The organism is Algoriphagus confluentis (genome assembly GCF_036245625.1).
Taxonomy (GTDB): Bacteria; Bacteroidota; Bacteroidia; order Cytophagales; family Cyclobacteriaceae; genus Algoriphagus; species Algoriphagus confluentis.
Genome location: NZ_BTPD01000007.1, coordinates 184798 through 203425, shown reverse-complemented (window position 1 = coordinate 203425; position 18628 = coordinate 184798). Strand labels below are relative to the sequence as shown.

Here is an 18628-nt window from a genome sequence, read left to right as displayed (position 1 = left end):
TAGTAAATTGAACCTATACTTTTATTCCTTCCATGAGGCAATCGATACTTTTATGCTTCTTGGGTCTTTTTACACATTTCTCTTTTTGTCAAACAGACCCAATTACCCAATCCTATGGCGCTAGAAGCCAAGGAATGGGCAATCTTCGTTTGTTTACCCGGGATGCTTGGACATTTTTCAATAATGTAGGCAACCTTGATCGACTGGAGGAAAGCGAACTGACGGCTGGATATGATTCCCGATTTGGACTCAAAGAGCTGAATACCTACAGTCTTGCCGGAGCCATGAAGAGTCAACTGGGGACTTTTGGACTGGGGGTGAGCAGTTTCGGTGATCAGTATTTCAGTCAGCAAATCCTCGGATTTGGATTTTCCAATACCCTTGGAATCGTATCTCTTGGGATCAAATTGGATTGGTTTCAAACGCAGATCGAGGGATTTGGAAGTGCCCATTCCTTTTTGATTTCTATGGGAGGAGTGGCAGAGTTGGGACCGAAAACATTCTTGGGAGCTAATTTTTCCAACCTGAATCAGGCCAAGTACAGTCGAAACACCGAGCAGCTATTGCCTACACTGATTCAGATGGGAATTAATTATCTGGCGTCTGAAAATGTGTCACTAGCTGCTGAGCTGGAAAAAGAAGTAGAAACGAACCCAATTTTTAGGGCTGGATTAGAGTATAAGCTACAGCATTGGATCTTTCTGAGAGCAGGAGTAAGCACCAATCCTTCGAGAATCAGCTTTGGATTAGGCTTGAGAAAAGACCGTTTTGGTTTTGATTATGCCTTCGGGGAAAATACAGCCCTGGGAGTCTCTCATCACCTGAGTTTGGGACTTAGCTTGGGGAAATTATGAAAATTCTTTTCCTTCTGGTACTTTTTTTTCTCCCTTCCTTTTGTCTGGCCCAACAGCGTGGAAATCCACCGGTGGATTTAGAATCATTTATTGAGCGGCTTTTTCCGGTGCAGGATGAGGATATCGACTATGAAGCCATCTACGAGGCACTTTTCCAGCTTTATCAAAATCCGATCAATCTGAATCAGGCTAACTCGGAAGTGCTTCAAGCTAGTTATTTACTTTCTCCCTTGCAGATAGGAAACTTTCTCGCTTACCGGGAAAAACTCGGCCCATTCATCTCCCTTTATGAGCTTCAGTCTATTCCTGAGTTTGATCTTCCTCTGATCGAAGCCTTGATTCCATTTGTTACTTTGGGAGAAATCAATCGAAAGACCGTTCCATTTTGGCAAAGGTTGAAAAAGGAGGAAAATGCTTATGTCCTCTTCCGACACAGAAGAACATGGGAAACAAGAAGAGGATTTACCCCAGCAGACACCCTATCCAATGGAAAACTCAGCACCAGATATTTGGGTGATCCGAATGAGATCTATTTGAGATTTAGAATCCAGCATCCAAGAGATTTTAGTTTGGGGGTCACTTTGGAAAAAGATGCCGGAGAACAGTTCACTTGGGATGGTCAGACTGCCCGCTATGGGTTTAACTTTTTCTCCTTTCACTTTACCCGGTATCAAGTCGGCAAATGGAGAACCATTGCTTTAGGGGATTTTCAGGCCAGTTTTGGACAAGGTTTGGTTTTTGGTGCAGGGTATACTTTAGGCAAAGGAGCAGAAACGGTCCCAACAGTGAGAAGAAGCAGTATTGGACTTTTACCCTACACAGCAGCTTTGGAATTTGGCTTTTTCAGGGGACTGGGATTGACCCGACAGCTGAGAAACTGGTCAGTTACCGTCATTGCCTCACATGCTCCCCGGGACGGGAGAATCGCCGCCGCATCGGACACTTTGGAAAATGTGGTAGAAACCATCAGCTCGCTTTCTCAGACCGGCCTTCATCGCACTCCAAGTGAGATCAGTACCAAAAACCAAATCCGCGAGTCCAATTTGGGAGGAAATATTCAATACGCCCATTCCTCAGGTCGATGGCAAATCGGTGCTAATGCATTGGCAACCCGGTTTGACAGGCCTTGGGTAAGAAGCCCGCGAATCTACAACAGCCGGGAATATTCTGGTCAATCCAATGCAGTGACAAGCCTATATTTTAACTACAACTGGAAAAATTTCTTTCTCTTCGGAGAGTCTGCCATTTCTCAAAGCAAAGGAAACGGAATGGTTTTGGGGCTGGTCAGTAGTCTGAGTAAACAAGTTGATTTCTCTTTGCTTTGGAGGAGGTATGACCCTAATTTCCACAGTTTCTACTCCTCCGGCTTTGCAGAGAGCACCCGCCCCATCAATGAGCAGGGGCTTTATATGGGCATTCAAATCCGCCCTTCCAAGATTTGGAAAATCAATGCTTACTATGACTATTTCAAGTTTCCATGGCTGAGGTATCGGGTGTACGCCCCTTCCAAAGGATATGAATGGCTGGCTAGATTGAGTTATCAACCCCAAAGAAACCTTTTGGCATTCATTCAATTCCGTCAGGAACAAAAGGACAGAAATTTGGCCAATTCGGGTGAAAATCAACTGCCTTATCTAGTTGAGCCAGTGATCAAGCAAAATGGAATGCTGAGTTTGGAAACTCGCATAAACAAAGATTTATTCCTTCGATCAAGAATACTCTGGAGTAGGGTCACGATTCAGGGAGAAAGAACTCATGGGTTGATGGCTCTTCAGGATATTCAGTATGGAGAAAGGGCTTGGAGACTGACCGGAAGGTGGGCAATTTTCGATGCAGAAACCTATGACAACAGGTTGTATGCCTTCGAAAACAATGTGCTTTGGACCTTTTCTATTCCAGCCTTCTCCGGAAGAGGAATCCGATACTACCTTTTGGGTCAATATCAAATCAACCCTAAACTCACTGCCTATCTCAGAATATCCCAAACCCGCTTTTCGGACCGGGACGTGATCAGTTCAGGTCTGCAAACTATCGATGGAGCAAGGCAAACTGATTCTGCCTTGATGATTCGCTACTTTTTGAAATGATTTTTCCATTGATGGTACAAAAAGTAAGGCAGTATTTGATAATTTGTCGCAAAAGCAAAAAACACCCATGAAATCGACACGATTAAAATCATCATTAGCTTCATATGGCAATGATGATTTTAATCGTCAAAGATTCCATCTGACCAATAAAAATCAAAAAATATACAGATGAAAAAACTATACAGCCTAGTCGGATTTTTGACTTTCTTTTGGGTTTCCGGGTTTGGACAAAGTCCGGACTTTTCCAAAATGGTGAAAAAAGAAGGATTTGTCCCCTTCTATCTCGATGAAGAAAAAGGAAAAATCTATCTGGAAGTCAAGTCCCTTGACACCGAGTTTCTCTATGTCAATTCCCTCACAGCCGGAATCGGATCCAATGATATCGGGCTGGATCGAGGTCAGCTAGGTGATACCCGGGTAGTAGAGTTTAGAAAATCCGGTAACAAACTCTTTCTGGTTCATAAAAATTACGGGTTCCGAGCCTACACCGACAATCCATCTGAAGCCAAATCAATTAAAGATGCCTTTGCGGAATCTACGCTTTGGGGATTTGAAATCACCAAGTCAGAGGGAGGGTCTCACTATGTGGAAGCCACCAAATTTTACCTCCAGGATGCCCATGGAGTCAGTGAGCGACTCAGCAGAGGCCGTCAGGGAAACTATCGGGTAGATGAAAGCCGCTCAGCTTTGTATTATCCCATGACAAAAAACTTCCCGAAAAATACAGAAGTCGAAGCTACGATCACCCTTACCGGAACAGGCGCCGGGGCTTACCTCCGATCAGTTACCCCCAGTCCAGAAGCTGTCACTGTCCGCATGAGGCATTCCTTTATCGAGCTTCCTGAGCCTTATGCTATGCGTAAGTTTGACCCCAGAGCTGGATTTTTCTTCATCAGCTATCAGGATTACACCACTCCGATCGATGAACCTCTCGTCAAACGGTTCATTTCCAGACACAGACTGGAGAAAAAAGACCCAACTGCGGCGGTGTCTGAAGTGGTAGAACCCATCGTGTATTATTTAGATAGAGGTACTCCAGAGCCTGTGGCTTCAGCCTTGATTGAAGGAGGAAATTGGTGGGCTCAAGCTTTTGAAGCGGCAGGTTTTAAAAATGCTTTTCGTGTGGAATTGGCTCCTGAGGGATTGGATTTGCTCGATGTTAGATACAATGTCATCCAATGGGTACATAGATCTACTAGAGGCTGGTCCTATGGATCAAGTGTGAGAGATCCACGCACCGGGGAAATCCTAAAAGGACATGTCTCCTTGGGTTCCCTTCGGGTCCGACAGGATTACCTCATAGCTCAAGGCTTGATTCAACCTTTTGAAGAAGGGAAACCTGTGGATCCGAGAATGATGGAAATGGCCCTGACTCGTCTTAAGCAGCTTTCGGCTCATGAAATTGGTCACACCATCGGACTGGCCCACAGCTATGCTACTTCAGCGGAAGGCAGGTCCTCTGTAATGGACTACCCCTACCCTTTGATAAAAGAAAATGCCAATGGCGAGTTGGATTTTTCGGATTCCTACGATCTGAAAATCGGAGAATGGGACAAGTGGGCCATTACTTATGGATATGGCACACCGGCTTCCGGACAGTCTGAAGAGGAGTTTTTGAATAAAACTCTATTGGACACCTACTCGGCAGGATATGAATTCATCACGGACTCCGACTCCCGAGACCCAAGTGGGGCCCATCCCCGATCTCATCTTTGGGACAATGGATCTTCTGCTCCTGCAGAATACATGCGCTTACTCAAAGTGAGGGAAAACCGGATGAAAACCTTTGGCCTGAATGCCATCCGCAACGGAGAACCATTGGCTACCTTGGAGGAAGTCTTCGTGCCACTTTATCTTATGCATCGCTATCAATTAGAAGCGACGAGCAAGTTGATTGGAGGCATGGATTACAATTATCAGGTGAAAGGCGACAATCAGCCCAACCAGAAGTGGATTCCGGCTTCTCTTCAAAAAGAAGCCTTGGATGCCTTGTTGACGGGGATTTCTCCAACCCAATTGGAGGTGCCTGCTCATATTCTGGCTTTGATTCCTCCTCGTCCTTATGGATATGGAAAAAACAGAGAAACTTTCCCATCACGAACCGGGCCTGTATTTGACCCAATCGCACCTGCCGAGAATGTGGTAGACGCTACCTTCACCTTCCTCTTCGAATCAGGCCGGGCTAATCGAATTTACCTTCAAAACTTAGTCGACCCGAATCTACCCGGCTTGGAGTCAGTTCTTAACCAGGTCACCTCTCAGGTATTCTCCAGCTCCAATCTGGGAGGATTGAAAAACGAAATCAAGTGGATGACTGAGTCAAAACTGGTCGATTTCCTGATCAATCTTTCAAAAAATCCTGATGCTGTACAAACAGTCCGGGCAATTGCGCGAATGCAGTTGGAAAAAATTGCGGATATGGAAGCTAGCAACGGAATTGCAAAAGCCCACAGGGACTACCTCTCAGATAAAATTGAAACGTATCTGGAGTTGCCTGTAGAATTCCCAGCCCAAGAGGTCTTGAGCATCCCTGACGGAGCGCCAATAGGGATGGAAGAAATGAGTTGTGACTTTTAACCAAAAAAACCGGGCTTGACCCGGTTTTTTTGGCTTTAATGAATACTAGTTGACCGGTATCCCTTTACCTGAAGTCCTGCTCCAAAAAGCCCGCTTATCCAAATCAAGAATGATTGCTTGAAACTTTTCAAAGGAACCATCCAGTTCCCAGTTTTTCTTTGCCATCCCTCCTACCAATGCCCCGAGTCCAGCCCCTACTCCTGCTCCAAACAGTATGGATACCATTACAGAAGATGGCTGATCAATCATTTCAGAAAAAACCGGACCGACTACAGGGGCAGATTCTACTGAATTGCTCGTAGCTGCATTGATAGCTATTCCTAGGGGTATTCCTATTATTCCACCTACCAAAGCCCCCTGCTTTCCTGGTGATTTTCGCAGGGTCACCAAAGACTTGACCTGAGAATAATGGATTCTTTTGATTTCAGTTGGAACTGACTTAGAAGTCATCTTTTTGCTCATTGTCTCCACCAAAAACAGGGAGTCTTTGGAAACCTTATACAACAAGGCCCTAGGATACTCTTTTCCCTGCATATCCATAATCCAAACCTGCCTACCTGCCGGATTGAAATACAGTCCATCTTTGACCAAGACTTGGGAAAATGCCGTGATCACCCAAATCAACATTCCTATCAAAAGTCCGATTGTCTTTTTCATAGCTAATCATTTACCAAAAGTTAGCTTGAATTTGTTTGGAGCTTGAATTGAAAAATGCTGAACCAAAAAATTAAAAACGCATTTTCTGCCAGTTTTATAGCTGATCAAAATAAAACCAACCGATGATGAAAATGCCTGCGACAAGGTGACAGGGATAAAACAATTGGGTAAATTGCAAGTCATATCATCAGCAAGAAAATTAATATCTTATTGTCCAATGAATAACCCACTTTTGGCAGATTTTGCCACCCCTTTTGACACCCCTCCATTCCATCTAATTAAAAACGAGCATTTCCTGGAAGCCATCCAAGAATCCATTATCCAGGCCAAAAAAGAAATCGATCAAATCAAAGTAGAACCAGAAAGCACCTTTGAAAATACGATTGAGGCTCTTGACCGTTCAGGGAAAAAGCTTGGTGTGGTCTCAGCCATCTTTTTCAACCTCAATTCGGCAGAAACTAACGATGAAATCCAGCGATTGGCCCGTGAGATTTCTCCTTTGCTGACTGAGCATGCCAATGATATTCTTTTGGACCAAGACCTTTTCAGACGTGTGGCCAAGGTCTATGCCGATAAAGAGTCCTTAGATCTAAATCCTGAGCAAAACACCCTACTCGAAAAGACATATAAATCCTTTGTCCGAAATGGGGCCAAGCTTAACACTGAAGAAGCTCAGAAACTCAGAAAAATCGACCAAGAGCTTTCCCAACTCAGCCTGAAATTTGGTGAGCATGTCTTGGCAGAGACCAATCGCTTTGTTCATTTTGTAGATCAGGAAGAAGATCTCGAAGGACTTCCGGAAGGAATCAAAGAAGCTGCCGCTCAGATAGCCGAAGAAAAAGGAAAACCCGGCACCTGGGCCTTTACCCTGGATTATCCAAGTTACATTCCGGCTATGACCTATGCCAAAAACAGGGGTTTGAGGCAAACTCTATTTTTGGCCTTCAATACCAAAGCTTCCAAAGGCGACGAGCTGGACAATCAACAAATCATCAAGGATATTCTTAGGCTACGCCACGACCGAGCCACCCTTTTGGGGTATGCCAGTCATGCGGATTTTGTCTTGGAAGAAAGGATGGCAAAAAGTCCTCAAAAGGTGATGGAATTTCTGGAAAACCTTCTGGAAAAGGCCAAACCAAAAGCTGAAGCTGAAGTACAGGAGGTTTTGGAATTTGCCAAAAAGAAAGATGGGCTGACCGATTTGAAAAAGTGGGATTTTGCCTACTATTCTGAGCAGCTTAAAAAAGAAAAGTATTCTTTGGATGACGAAATTCTCCGACCCTACTTTCAGCTGGAAAATGTAATTGAGGGTGTATTTCAGACTGCAAAGCGATTGTATGGATTGGACTTTGAGGAAAATAAAGAAATACCCGTTTATCATCCGGATGTGACCGCCTACGAGGTAAAGGACGAAAGCGGAAATCATGTCTCCGTTTTTTATGCAGACTTTTTCCCAAGGGCCGGCAAGAGAAACGGTGCTTGGATGACCTCTTTCAAAGGCCAATATCAAACTGATGGGGCAGAAAGCAGGCCACATGTTTCCATCGTTTGCAATTTTACCAAACCAACCAAAAGCAAACCCAGTCTGCTTACTTTCAATGAGGTGACAACCCTTTTCCATGAGTTTGGACACGCTCTCCATGGCATGCTGGCAAAAGGAACCTATGAAAGCCTTTCCGGTACGAGTGTGTATTGGGATTTTGTGGAATTGCCTTCCCAAATCTTTGAAAACTGGTGCTATGAAAAAGAATGTTTGGACCTTTTTGCAAGGCACTACCAGACTGGTGAGGCTATACCTGAAGATTTGATCGAGCGAATTAAAAAAGCAGCTAATTTCCAGCAAGGATATCAGACAGTGAGGCAATTGAGTTTCGGTCTTTTGGATATGGCCTACCACGGACAGTCACCTGAAGAGATTAAGGACATTCGGGCGTTTGAAGAAAAAATCATGAAAAAGACAGACCTACTTCCGAAAGTGAAAGGAACTATGGTCAGCACCAGCTTCTCACACATTTTCCAAGGAGGATATAGCTCGGGGTATTACAGCTATAAGTGGGCCGAAGTACTGGATGCGGATGCCTTTGAGCTCTTTCAGGAAAAAGGAGTATTCGATCCGGAGACGTCCCGGTCTTTCGCCAAAAACATACTCAGTGCCGGAGGAAGTGAGCATCCGTCCATCCTCTACCGGAGATTCAGAGGAAGAGATCCAAAAACAGATGCGCTGATGAAACGTTCAGGATTACTGCTTACCGCTTAGGATTTTCACAGGGGAAAGGGTAAATTTTCATTTTGAATCGTGAAATAATCAAGAAAGAGGAGAAATCAATAGTCCCTTACTTCCCAAACCTGAACACCATGGAGATCAAAGACTTTAAAATTCCAGCCTACTTGAAGGCCTTTTCGGTGATGGCTTTCATTATCGTTTTGGTCTTTTTTCTGATAGTGGGCAAAAGTCTCCTGATCCCCTTATTCATGGGCGGCTTTTTTGCCATTCTGTTTACTCCGATAGGGAATTGGATGGAGAAATATAAGATTCCAAGGACGCTCGCCTGTGTTCTTTCGCTTTTGATCATGATTGCTTTTGTAGCAGGTTTGCTTGGATTTATCATTGGCAATGTGGTCAGCTTTACCAAGGACTTTTCAGACACCTCAGATCGATTGGTAACGGTGGCAGAGCAAATAGACCGATGGGCTAGCTCCACTTTTGGAATCCAGGAAAACCTTTCAGAAAAAGTCGAAGCAGAAGCGTTGATCAGGTATGTCAATAAAAATACCAGCAGCATTACTTCATTTGCGCTGAGTGCGATTGGTTCCATGTCCGGATTGATTTTGATCCCGGTTTTTATGTTTTTCTTTTTACTCTACCGGGAACACCTCACCAGAATGATGGTGATGATCTATCGAAATCATGATCCTGCGCTGGTCAAAATGCGTATCTCCAACCTCAGAAAAGTAATTCAGGGCTATATAGTAGGAGTAGGAAAAGTCATGGTGATTTTGGCAATATTGAATATCACTGCTTATTCCATCATAGGAGTCAAGCATGCGGTGTTTTTCGGGATACTTGGAGCAATTCTGAATATTATCCCCTATATCGGTCCTTTGATCGGAGTCACTCTACCCATGACCTATTCCTTTCTGACCATGGATGGTTTGATTTACCCTGTGTTGGTCTTTGGATCTTATCAGGTGATTCAGATCATTGAAGGGAATTTTTTGACCCCAAAAATCGTCGGAGGAAATGTAAACCTGAACGCCTTTATCACCTTTCTGGGTTTATTGGTAGGAGGTTCTATTTGGGGGATCGCCGGTATGATCTTGGTCATCCCGACATTGGCTATCCTAAGGGAAATATTTTCACTATCAGAAGAAACCAAACCCTTTGCTTTGCTATTAGGAGAAGAAAAAGACGATGATGAGTATTTTAAAGAAAAAGACGGTAGTTCTGAATAACTTATTTTCCCTCTTCTTTGCTTTGGTTTTCTTGACCTCATGTGACAGCTTGGAAGATAAAAAGGGAAGATTTCTCCTCAAGGGAAATGAAAAGCTCCAAGAAAATGATCCCAAGTCTGCCATTGGATTCTATCAAGAGGCCATTGCCTTGGACTCCACCTATTCCGATGCATATTTCAACAAAGCCTTGGCACATCTTAGGCTTAACCAATTGGATCAAGCCATTCATGATTTCAACAGTTCGATTTCCTATCAGCCGGATAATTATGAAGCCTATTTTCAGAGAGGACTTTCCTATCTGGACAATGGAGAATTTTACAAAGCCCGCGAAGATGCCAACCGGCTAAAATCCCTGAATGAGCAGGATTGGAGATCTTATTTTCTGGAAGGCCTCACCCAAGAAAAACTGAAGAACTTTCCGGCGTCTTTGGAGGCTTTTCAAAACGCAACCCAGCTAGCCCCAGATAATTCAGACCTTTGGGTGAACCAGGCAACTATACTTTTCTACCAGAAAGATTATTCAGGAGCAAAACAAAAACTCACTCAGGCCGAGGAAATCAACCCCTCTGAACCCAACCTGCACAACCTTCGGTCAATGATTCTTTTTGAGGAAAAAAACTATGAAAAAGCGCTCGAATCAGTAGAAAAAGCCATCACCCTAGACAATAGGCAAGCCTACTTTTACAACAACAAAGGATTGTATTTGCTGTTTTTGGATCGGACAGAGGAAGGTTTGGATTGGATCAACCAAAGTTTGCAAATGGATCCAAAAAATCCATTTGCCTTAAGGAATAAAGGGATTTACTATGTAATGCAAGGGGATAAAGTATCTGCCTTGCAATACCTTTCGGAATTGGCAAAAAACTTTCCCGATATGGATATGGCTCAAGAATATTTTCAGAAGGCTCAGGCCCTCTGAGAACTTACCAGAACCACTTCTTTGATTTTTTTGAGCAATTCTGCTGCATCAATTGGTTTGGCTACAAATCCATCAAAACCGATTTCTTCGATTTTGCTCATAATTTCAAGTTTGGCTGCTGCGGTCAAAGCAATGACAGGAACCTGGGATATGGCTTTGATTTTTTCTGTTGCCTCAAAGCCGTCCATTTCGGGCATCTGAATATCCATTAGGATGCAGTCGTACGTTTCTTTTTGGGCAAACTCCACCGCCTCAAGGCCATGAATAGCTCTATCGTAGGTATAGCCCCACTTTTTTATGATTTTTCCCAATACCAAAGCATTGACATCATTATCCTCAGCCATGAGTAGATGTAGCTTTTCAAAACTCCTCGATTCATTCTTTTGGATTTGGTGGAGTGGCTGGTCTGCCGCTTTTTCCAATTCGAGTTCAAAGAAAAACCGACTTCCTTTTCCTACTTCAGATTCCAATTGAATCTTGCCGCCCATGAGCGTCAATAGCTTTCGAGTAATGGAAAGCCCCAATCCTGTACCCCCATATTTGGTACTGAATGTAGGCTTCACCTGATCAAAGTCGTTGAAAATTTTCTCTTGGTTTTCGGGAGCAATCCCGATTCCGGTATCCTTTACCTCAAAGTACACCCTGATTTTGTTTCTCAGGGTCCCAATCAGATCGACTTTGACATCGACTTTGCCTTCGTTGGTAAACTTCAACGCATTGGTAATCAGATTATTAAGAACCTGTGAAAGTCGAGTTTTGTCACCCTTGACCTGAACGTCCAAGCCATTGGAGAGGTGGAGTTGCAGTAAGTTTTTACTGTCACGGGCATGGAAGGACAGGCCTTTGATGACCTGTTCCAACAGATCTTTAAGGGGAAAAGGATTGGATTCGATGGATAATTTGCCAGCTTCGATCTTTTGAAAATCCAGAAGATCATTTATCATAATGATCAGATTATCCACAGCAAAATTGATGGTATTCAGTGCATTTTTCTGGGATTCACTCGGATTGTCCTGAAACAAGGAATAAACCGAACCCGAAATGGCATTTAGTGGAGTTCGTAATTCATGAGAAATCATAGAAAGGAAATCCGACTTGATCTGATTGGCTTTTTCTGCCGCTCTTCGAGCTTCATCCAGCTTGGACTCAAATTCCTTCTGCTTGGTGATGTCGGTGAGATAGCCATACCACACCATGTCACCGTTTGCTAGGGATTGTGGCCTTGCCGCTCCCAATACCCAACGGTAAGACTCAGACTGAGGCTGAGTACGTACCCGAAACTGACATTGCCAGGGTTCCATTTTACGGGCTGAGGCCACAGAGCTCATGATCACCTGAGGCAAATCTTCCGGATGCACTTTCGTGATCGCTTTGGAAATATCTTTGAACTCGACCAGTTCCTCACTGGACAAGCCCAAAACCGAATGAATACCTTTGGATAAGAAAGAGAAATTCATCTGCCCTTCCCCGTCCAATACCAATTGATACAATCCCCCGGGAACCTGCTCCGTCAGATTCATCAAGAAATCGCTGCTTTCTTCAAGGGATTTTTCCAGTTTTATTTTCTCGGAGATATTTCTAAATGATATCGAAACAAAGGTCTGATCTCCTATTTCGGTTGGCTTAGTGGCTACTTCAAGAGTAAGCTGCTTGCCCGTATCATCAATCCACAAAGTGGAAAACCGATTGATGAACCCATCCTCAGCTGGAGATTTGATCCAATCTGTCCAGTTTTCTCCCTTTTCGAAGAATACATTCAATTCTGAAAGATGTCGCGGATTTTGATTTTCCCATCCCAAAAGTCTCTTTGCTTCCTCATTGAGAGAGATTATTTTTCCTTCGGGATTGACTACGAGTACAGCTTCGGGAATTTGCTGCCACCACGTCTTATGAAGGGCCAGTTCAAGATTGAGCTTTTCCCAATCGGAATTGTCCCATAGTGCACCATGGATGGATCCCGAATCAAAAGAAGATCTGAAATAGCTAAATTCAATAAGTTTTTCCCCCATTCTGATTTTTCCGTTCCCCTCTTGTTGATTGGGATTGGAGAGGATAGACCGCGCAGCTTGGTTCAAAGCCTGAAGCAAATCCTCATTTTCAGCAGCAGTCAACTTCAGTCGAAGCGCAAAATCTTGAATTGATTTATCCGATTTCAATCCCAATGTGTCCCCATACTCCCACTTAGCGGATATTCCTCCATTTTTATTCAAGGAAATAAGCTCATCTTGCTTTATCTGATCCAGTTGGATGGCCTTTTTATCAGTGATATCTCTGGCAATGACAAAGAAAAGTTCAGGATCGATTTGAATATTACATTCCAGCCAACGGTAATCTCCTTTTTTGTTCTTGATTCGAAAGGTTTGAAAAGAATTTCCGGGATTTTGCCTCAGGGACTTCCACAGATTTTGGATTGGGGCTAAATCCTCCGGATGAATCCAAGGGCAAAGATTGGTATGCAACAACTCTTCTGGACAATAGCCCAACGCAGCAGTGACGGCTGGATTGACAAAAGTCAAGTGGTCATTTTTTCCCAGAGCAATTAAATCCAAAGATGATTTGAAAAACTGATAGGCTTCCTTTTTGGAAGGCAAGCCATGGGTTTTTATTTCTTTTCCTCTGTAAAAAAGGTAGTAATTGGAACCGCTTTCATGTGGAAGCTCCAAATGAAAGGAGTAATCCTTATCCTCAAAGGTCAGCACCAGTTCTTCTTTGAAAATGTAAGAAGTGATATCCAATCCAAGTCCAACCAAAGACCGGTCAGAAAGTCCTTCACCTATATGATTTTCGAAGGTTTCATTGCCATAAAATATGGAATAGGGGTAGGTGTCATCTGCCAAAAATACCATTTCGGAAGACTCATAGATGATCTTTTTGAATGTACTGTTGATGCCCCTTTCCTGCATTTACTTCTAGCCGAACCTCTATGTTTACTTTGGGTGATGAATTTCTCAATTTTCGGTAGTAAACATACATCAATTTGCATTTCATAGCAAATATTTTACATTTCAAAAAAAATTTTTCTTCTCAAAAATTATAGTAATAGCTAATTTTTGCCCATAGCCGGGTACGAAAGCCATCTTGAAGGTAACCGTCTGTCCGGTAATCCACTCCCCATTCCAGTTTTTCTTTCCTACTGAAAAACTTCCCCAATGAAGCCGCAAGACGGTTTTCAATTTCGAATTCTCCCCCTTTATGACTAAAGATCGATTCAGCCGAACTCAAGAGATAAAATTCCCCGGGATCAACTTCCGCCCCTTCCAGAGGCAGCTCGACTGATAGCCGATACCTGAACCGAAGTTCTAATGCCTGATTTCGCGTAAACGTCTGATCGGCTCTAAACCGATGATTGACCCTGAAACTTCGGCCTTTTTGCAAGACCGCCAGCTGCTGAATGATTCGATTTCCGTCTTCCCCCTCCTGAAACCGATGAAACAGGCCCAAAGCCACACTTACTCCAGGTCGTAAGGAATGATCGAAAAAGCCCATGATATCCGTTCTGTAATGAGAAAACTGCGGATTCTCCTCCTCCCTGTCCCTGTTGTCAAAAATGACATGCTGGTTTTCGATTTTAAAATTGAGCTTTTGAGTTTCCGTCAATTTCCTGGTGATGGAAACCTCCGGAAAAACTCCGGTAAAAAATGTCTGTCTCGATTGAGAAAATGTGGGTACAGACAGCAAAAAGAAAATCGATGCAATCCAAAAAATCCTTTTCATCAAAAAATCAAATTATCCACTGGCCTGATTTGCACCCGAACCAGAGAAATAAATTCCCCACCCTCATCAAACAAGGCCTCCCAAATTTGCCAGGAGTCCTTCTTTCCATGAAATTCAATTTCATAACGAAGGGTGATTCCTTCTGTCTCTTCTTCATCAAAAAAGTCTTCCACGTCTGACTCTTCCCCTACGAGCTGTCTTTGAATCTTCATTACCGAATACTCCTCAAATTCCGACTCAAAATACGAGGTAATTTTAGCCCAAGAGGATGAAGGCATCTCCTCTTTGGCTATTTCTATTTCTACATCAATCAGCTTGCCCAAAGAGTCGAATTTGACGCTGTGGTAATGCTTTTCCCACCAAAATTTCGCTTCAAAAGCTTTGCCTGCCTGAGAATATTCCAAAAACCATTTAGGCCTCTTTACTTTTTCAAAAGCATCTTTCAACCAAGATTTGGCTCTATCTGGGACTTCATCAGACTTGACTCTGACTTCACGTTCTACTTTGTCTTGAGCAAAAGAAACTGACCAAGAGGCCATCCAGACAATCAAAAGGATAAGGACATTTCTTTTCATAATCCGGAAATAAAAAAGCCGCGATCAGTAAGACCGCGGCTGTAAACCTATTCAAATCAATCTTCTCCTGCTTTAATGAGATTCAATGCAGAGCCTGCTTTAAACCACCCGATTTGACCTTCATTGTAGGTATGATTGGCCAAAATGGTATCCCTGCTTCCGTCTCCATGATGCAAGACCAATTCCAAAGGCTCTCCAGGAGCAAAGGAAGTCAATCCATTGATGTCAATGGTATCATCCTCCTGAACTAAATCGTAATCGGATGGATTGGCAAAAGTAAGGGCCAACATGCCTTGTTTCTTCAGGTTGGTTTCGTGAATTCTGGCAAAAGATTTCACCAAAATCGCCCGAACTCCTAGGAATCTGGGTTCCATCGCAGCATGTTCTCTGGAGGAGCCTTCTCCGTAGTTTTCATCACCGACTACTATGGAGCCAATTCCTTTGGCTTTGTATTGACGCTGAGTAGCTGGAACTTCGCCATATTCTCCAGTCAGCTGATTCTTCACCCTGTTGGTAGAATCATTGTAGGCATTCACTGCTCCGATCAGCATATTGTTGGAGATATTGTCCAAATGACCTCTGTATTTCAACCACGGACCTGCCATAGAGATATGATCTGTGGTACACTTCCCTTTGGCTTTGATCAGAAGCTTGAGTCCCTTCAGATCGGTTCCTTCCCAAGCAGGGAATGATTCCAAAAGTTGAAGTCGATCTGATTTAGGATCTACGAGAACCTCCACTTTGGATCCGTCTTCTGCTGGAGCCTGATACCCAGCGTCTTCCACCGCAAAACCTTTGGTGGGCATTTCAAGTCCACGAGGTTCTTCAAGCTTCACTTGTTCTCCATCCGCATTGGTCAGGGTATCAGTGATAGGGTTGAAAGTCAAATCCCCTGCAATAGCCAAAGCGGTTACAATCTCAGGCGATGCCACAAAAGCATGGGTATTGGGATTGCCATCTGCCCGCTTGGCGAAATTTCGGTTAAACGAGGTAATGATGGAGTTTTTCTCCTGCTTATCAGCTCCGTGTCTAGCCCATTGTCCGATACATGGACCACAGGCATTGGCCAAAACCACACCGCCCATTTTACCGAATGTATCCAAGAATCCGTCTCTTTCCACTGTGAAACGTACCTGCTCCGATCCGGGAGTAATGGTATATTCAGACTTTGCAGTCAGCTTTTTATCTACAGCCTGCTGGGCCAAAGAGGCTGCTCGTGAGATGTCTTCATACGAGGAGTTGGTACAGGAACCAATCAATCCCACTTCCAACTTTGCCGGCCAACCGTTTTCTTTCACCGCATTGGCAAACTTGGAAATAGGCCAAGCCAGATCCGGAGTAAATGGTCCGTTCACATGTGGCTCTAATTCGGAAAGGTTGATTTCTATCACCTGATCGAAGTATTTTTCAGGATTGGCATATACTTCTTCATCACCGGTAAGGTGTTCAGCTACAGAATCGGCCATTTCTGCAATATCCGCTCTTCCTGTACCTCTTAGGTAGGCGGCAGATTTCTCATCGTATCCGAAAATTGAAGTGGTGGCACCGATTTCAGCTCCCATATTACAAATGGTTCCTTTTCCGGTTGCTGACAAGGATCTTGCGCCCTCGCCAAAGTACTCTACGATAGCGCCTGTTCCTCCCTTTACGGTAAGGATTCCAGCTACTTTGAGGATCACGTCTTTTGCAGCCGTCCAGCCAGACATTTTGCCGGTAAGTTTGACTCCGATGAGTTTTGGAAATTTCAGTTCCCAAGGCAGACCAGCCATTACATCGCAGGCGTCAGCCCCCCCTACCCCGATGGCCACCATGCCTAATCCCCCTGCGTTGGGAGTATGGGAATCGGTTCCGATCATCATTCCGCCGGGGAAAGCATAATTTTCCAAAACAACTTGGTGGATAATTCCGGCACCCGGCTTCCAAAACCCAATCCCGTACTTATTGGAAACTGAAGCAAGAAAATCATATACTTCGCGGTTTTTGTCCTTGGCTTTGCTAAGATCTTTTTCTGCTCCTACCTCTGCTTGGATCAAGTGGTCACAGTGCACAGTAGAAGGCACTGCTACTTGATCTTTGCCAGCTTGCATAAACTGTAGCAAAGCCATTTGAGCCGTTGCATCTTGCATGGCTACTCGGTCGGGCTGGAAGTCTACATAGGATTTTCCTCTTTCGTAGGCCTTGGAGGCTGGGCCTTCTGTCAAGTGAGCATAAAGAATTTTCTCTGTCAAAGTCAAAGGTCTGTTCACTGCCTTTCTAGCTGCAGCTATCCGATCGGGAAACCGATCATAGACCGCCTTGATCATGTCTATATCAAAAGCCATTATTTTGGATATTTAGGTGGATAAAAGGTTCAAAATTTTGATTGCGAATATAGGTAAAACCCACATATTTTAAACCCGAGAATTTGTCTAATGGTTTCCTTGGGCTACATTTTATGGAAATGAACCCAGTAATTGTCATACAAAAAACCAGATCATTAAGCACAGAAAAACAAATCCAAAAAGGAAAAAAACCAGGCAATACGGAAGGAGTCTTTTCACAGAAACTCCGGAAATAGAAAGGAGCGGAAGCGCCCAAAAAGGCTGTAACAGGTTGCTGATTTCGTCCCCATAGGCGAAGACCAAAGCCATTTTATCAAAGGGAACACAAAGTATTCGGGCAGATTCCATAATCAAAGGACCTTGAATGGCCCATTGCCCCCCACCAGACGGAACGAAGAAATTGACTGTTGCTGCGGAAACAAAAGAAAAAATGGCAAGACTTCGATCACCGGAAAGCGAAGAGGTCCATTCAGAAAAATCCAACAATAAGCCGGATCCCACGATGAGCCCCATGATTCCTCCATAAAAGGGGAATTGGACGAAAATATCCAGGGCACTTCTCAAGCCCCTGCTGATCGCTGAGGTGAATTTTTCCCAACTCCCATAGGCAAGCAGGACAATAGTGAAAAGAAGAAAAATGACCCAATTGAGTGAGATGGAAGACAGTCCCTCAAATTGGTCAGAAAGTATTCCAGCACAAAGGGTGAATACCATCAAAAGACCGGCTATTCCTGCCAAAGGATTTTCATTTCCCCTGGCAATGGGTTCCATTTTTCGGCCTGAGCCCAGGTCCAAATCGCCTACCGTCCTTAGGGCAAATACAAAAGCAAGTGATAAAAACAAGGCAACCAAGCCTCCAGTGATGAGAAGATTAGTAGACGAAAAAATAGTCTGAGAAACTGGAATGATTCCAATGGAGCTTTCTAGGGCATGCCCTGACTCAGCTATGGCCAAAAGAGAAGACCCAGACAGGCCTCCGTGCCAAACGGCCGAGCTCAGATAACCGCAAGCAGCAAGAAGTTCCAGTTTTGAAGAAATCCTTCTAGTAACCAAGGACTCGTGGACCATTCTGGAAAAAATCGCCCCAATCACCAATCCGAAGCCCCAATTGAGCAGGCCTGCTCCCATGGTCAAGCCCGCGACCAGCAAAGCGGCCTTGGGCAATGTGGCAGGCAATTGTGCCAGACGGGAAAGTAAATGGTGAATGGGCTGGTAGATCGCCAAGGCATAGCCAAAAACCAACACCATCATCATCTGCATGGTGAAGGCCAAAAGACTGAAGAATCCATCCTGCCAATACCTAAATGAATCGGATGTTGCCTCTATCCAGTTTTGCTCTAAAGAAAGATTTTTTTTGATTACTAATGAGAAAGTGAAAAAGGTCAAAATGATAACCAACCCAAATGGGGAGGCCAAAAATCCCAAGTCCTTCTTAATTTTTCCTTTTTTCAATTTTTTTTTAGTTAAACTT

At 43.9% G+C, this 18628-nt stretch carries 12 protein-coding genes; 6 read left to right on the top strand and 6 right to left on the bottom strand.

Annotated elements, in window-relative coordinates; genetic code table 11:
- Positions 1-134 precede the first annotated feature (134 nt).
- The 3 genes from AAA943_RS12185 (at position 135) to AAA943_RS12175 (ending at position 5518) form a co-directional block, all read left to right on the top strand.
- Positions 135-854 carry a PorV/PorQ family protein gene (locus tag AAA943_RS12185; RefSeq protein ID WP_338224535.1) on the top strand — a complete coding sequence of 240 codons (720 nt, stop codon included), beginning with the start codon at positions 135-137 and terminating at the stop codon, positions 852-854.
- Complete coding sequence (locus AAA943_RS12180) at positions 851-2941, top strand: ComEA family DNA-binding protein (RefSeq protein ID WP_338224534.1); 2091 nt, start codon at positions 851-853, stop codon at positions 2939-2941. The genes AAA943_RS12185 and AAA943_RS12180 overlap by 4 nt, the downstream gene beginning before the upstream one ends.
- A gap of 168 nt (positions 2942-3109) precedes the next feature.
- Entirely contained in the window at positions 3110-5518 is a 2409-nt protein-coding gene (locus tag AAA943_RS12175; protein ID WP_338224533.1) for a zinc-dependent metalloprotease, read from the top strand.
- A 45-nt stretch (positions 5519-5563) separates the two neighbouring features.
- Here AAA943_RS12175 and AAA943_RS12170 read toward each other — a convergent pair whose 3' ends face one another.
- The gene (locus AAA943_RS12170) at positions 5564-6175 is read right to left on the bottom strand and encodes a hypothetical protein (protein ID WP_338224532.1); all 612 of its coding nucleotides are present in this window, start codon (positions 6173-6175) and stop codon (positions 5564-5566) included.
- Positions 6176-6392: 217 nt separating this feature from the next.
- Between AAA943_RS12170 and AAA943_RS12165 the strand changes: the two genes are divergently transcribed.
- The 3 genes from AAA943_RS12165 (at position 6393) to AAA943_RS12155 (ending at position 10547) form a co-directional block, all read left to right on the top strand.
- On the top strand, positions 6393-8432 hold the full coding sequence (locus tag AAA943_RS12165) for a M3 family metallopeptidase (RefSeq protein ID WP_338224531.1): 2040 nt from the start codon (positions 6393-6395) through the stop codon (positions 8430-8432).
- 98 nt (positions 8433-8530) lie between these two features.
- Complete coding sequence (locus AAA943_RS12160) at positions 8531-9628, top strand: AI-2E family transporter (RefSeq protein ID WP_338224530.1); 1098 nt, start codon at positions 8531-8533, stop codon at positions 9626-9628.
- Positions 9588-10547, top strand: coding sequence for a tetratricopeptide repeat protein (locus AAA943_RS12155; protein ID WP_338224529.1), 960 nt, complete (start codon positions 9588-9590; stop codon positions 10545-10547). Before AAA943_RS12160 ends, AAA943_RS12155 begins: the two co-directional genes overlap by 41 nt.
- On the opposite strand, the gene AAA943_RS12150 is transcribed toward AAA943_RS12155, so the two are convergent.
- The 5 genes from AAA943_RS12150 to AAA943_RS12130 all read right to left on the bottom strand — a co-directional run bounded on the left by AAA943_RS12150 (position 10535) and on the right by AAA943_RS12130 (position 18609).
- A complete protein-coding gene (locus tag AAA943_RS12150) occupies positions 10535-13450 on the bottom strand; it encodes an ATP-binding protein (protein ID WP_338224528.1) in 2916 nt (971 codons plus the stop codon). The genes AAA943_RS12155 and AAA943_RS12150 overlap by 13 nt on opposite strands.
- A 121-nt stretch (positions 13451-13571) precedes the next feature.
- Positions 13572-14261, bottom strand: a complete 690-nt coding sequence (locus AAA943_RS12145; RefSeq protein ID WP_338224527.1) for a DUF2490 domain-containing protein — start codon at positions 14259-14261, stop codon at positions 13572-13574.
- Positions 14261-14836, bottom strand: a complete 576-nt coding sequence (locus AAA943_RS12140) for a hypothetical protein (protein WP_338224526.1) — start codon at positions 14834-14836, stop codon at positions 14261-14263. The genes AAA943_RS12145 and AAA943_RS12140 overlap by 1 nt, the downstream gene beginning before the upstream one ends.
- A 56-nt stretch (positions 14837-14892) precedes the next feature.
- On the bottom strand, positions 14893-17157 hold the full coding sequence (locus tag AAA943_RS12135; RefSeq protein WP_338224525.1) for an aconitate hydratase: 2265 nt from the start codon (positions 17155-17157) through the stop codon (positions 14893-14895).
- Positions 17158-17292: 135 nt separating this feature from the next.
- A complete protein-coding gene (locus AAA943_RS12130) occupies positions 17293-18609 on the bottom strand; it encodes a TIGR00366 family protein (RefSeq protein ID WP_338224524.1) in 1317 nt (438 codons plus the stop codon).
- Between the last annotated feature and the right edge of the window lie 19 nt (positions 18610-18628).

Coding starts and splice junctions, on each gene's coding strand:
- AAA943_RS12140 (WP_338224526.1), bottom strand. CDS start 14,836: ATGAAAAGAAATGTCCTTATCCTTTTGATTGTCTGGATGGCCTCTTGG.
- AAA943_RS12135 (WP_338224525.1), bottom strand. CDS start 17,157: ATGGCTTTTGATATAGACATGATCAAGGCGGTCTATGATCGGTTTCCC.
- AAA943_RS12150 (WP_338224528.1), bottom strand. CDS start 13,450: ATGCAGGAAAGGGGCATCAACAGTACATTCAAAAAGATCATCTATGAG.
- AAA943_RS12155 (WP_338224529.1), top strand. CDS start 9,588: ATGATGAGTATTTTAAAGAAAAAGACGGTAGTTCTGAATAACTTATTT.
- AAA943_RS12170 (WP_338224532.1), bottom strand. CDS start 6,175: ATGAAAAAGACAATCGGACTTTTGATAGGAATGTTGATTTGGGTGATC.
- AAA943_RS12185 (WP_338224535.1), top strand. CDS start 135: ATGGGCAATCTTCGTTTGTTTACCCGGGATGCTTGGACATTTTTCAAT.
- AAA943_RS12180 (WP_338224534.1), top strand. CDS start 851: ATGAAAATTCTTTTCCTTCTGGTACTTTTTTTTCTCCCTTCCTTTTGT.
- AAA943_RS12160 (WP_338224530.1), top strand. CDS start 8,531: ATGGAGATCAAAGACTTTAAAATTCCAGCCTACTTGAAGGCCTTTTCG.
- AAA943_RS12175 (WP_338224533.1), top strand. CDS start 3,110: ATGAAAAAACTATACAGCCTAGTCGGATTTTTGACTTTCTTTTGGGTT.
- AAA943_RS12165 (WP_338224531.1), top strand. CDS start 6,393: ATGAATAACCCACTTTTGGCAGATTTTGCCACCCCTTTTGACACCCCT.
- AAA943_RS12145 (WP_338224527.1), bottom strand. CDS start 14,261: ATGAAAAGGATTTTTTGGATTGCATCGATTTTCTTTTTGCTGTCTGTA.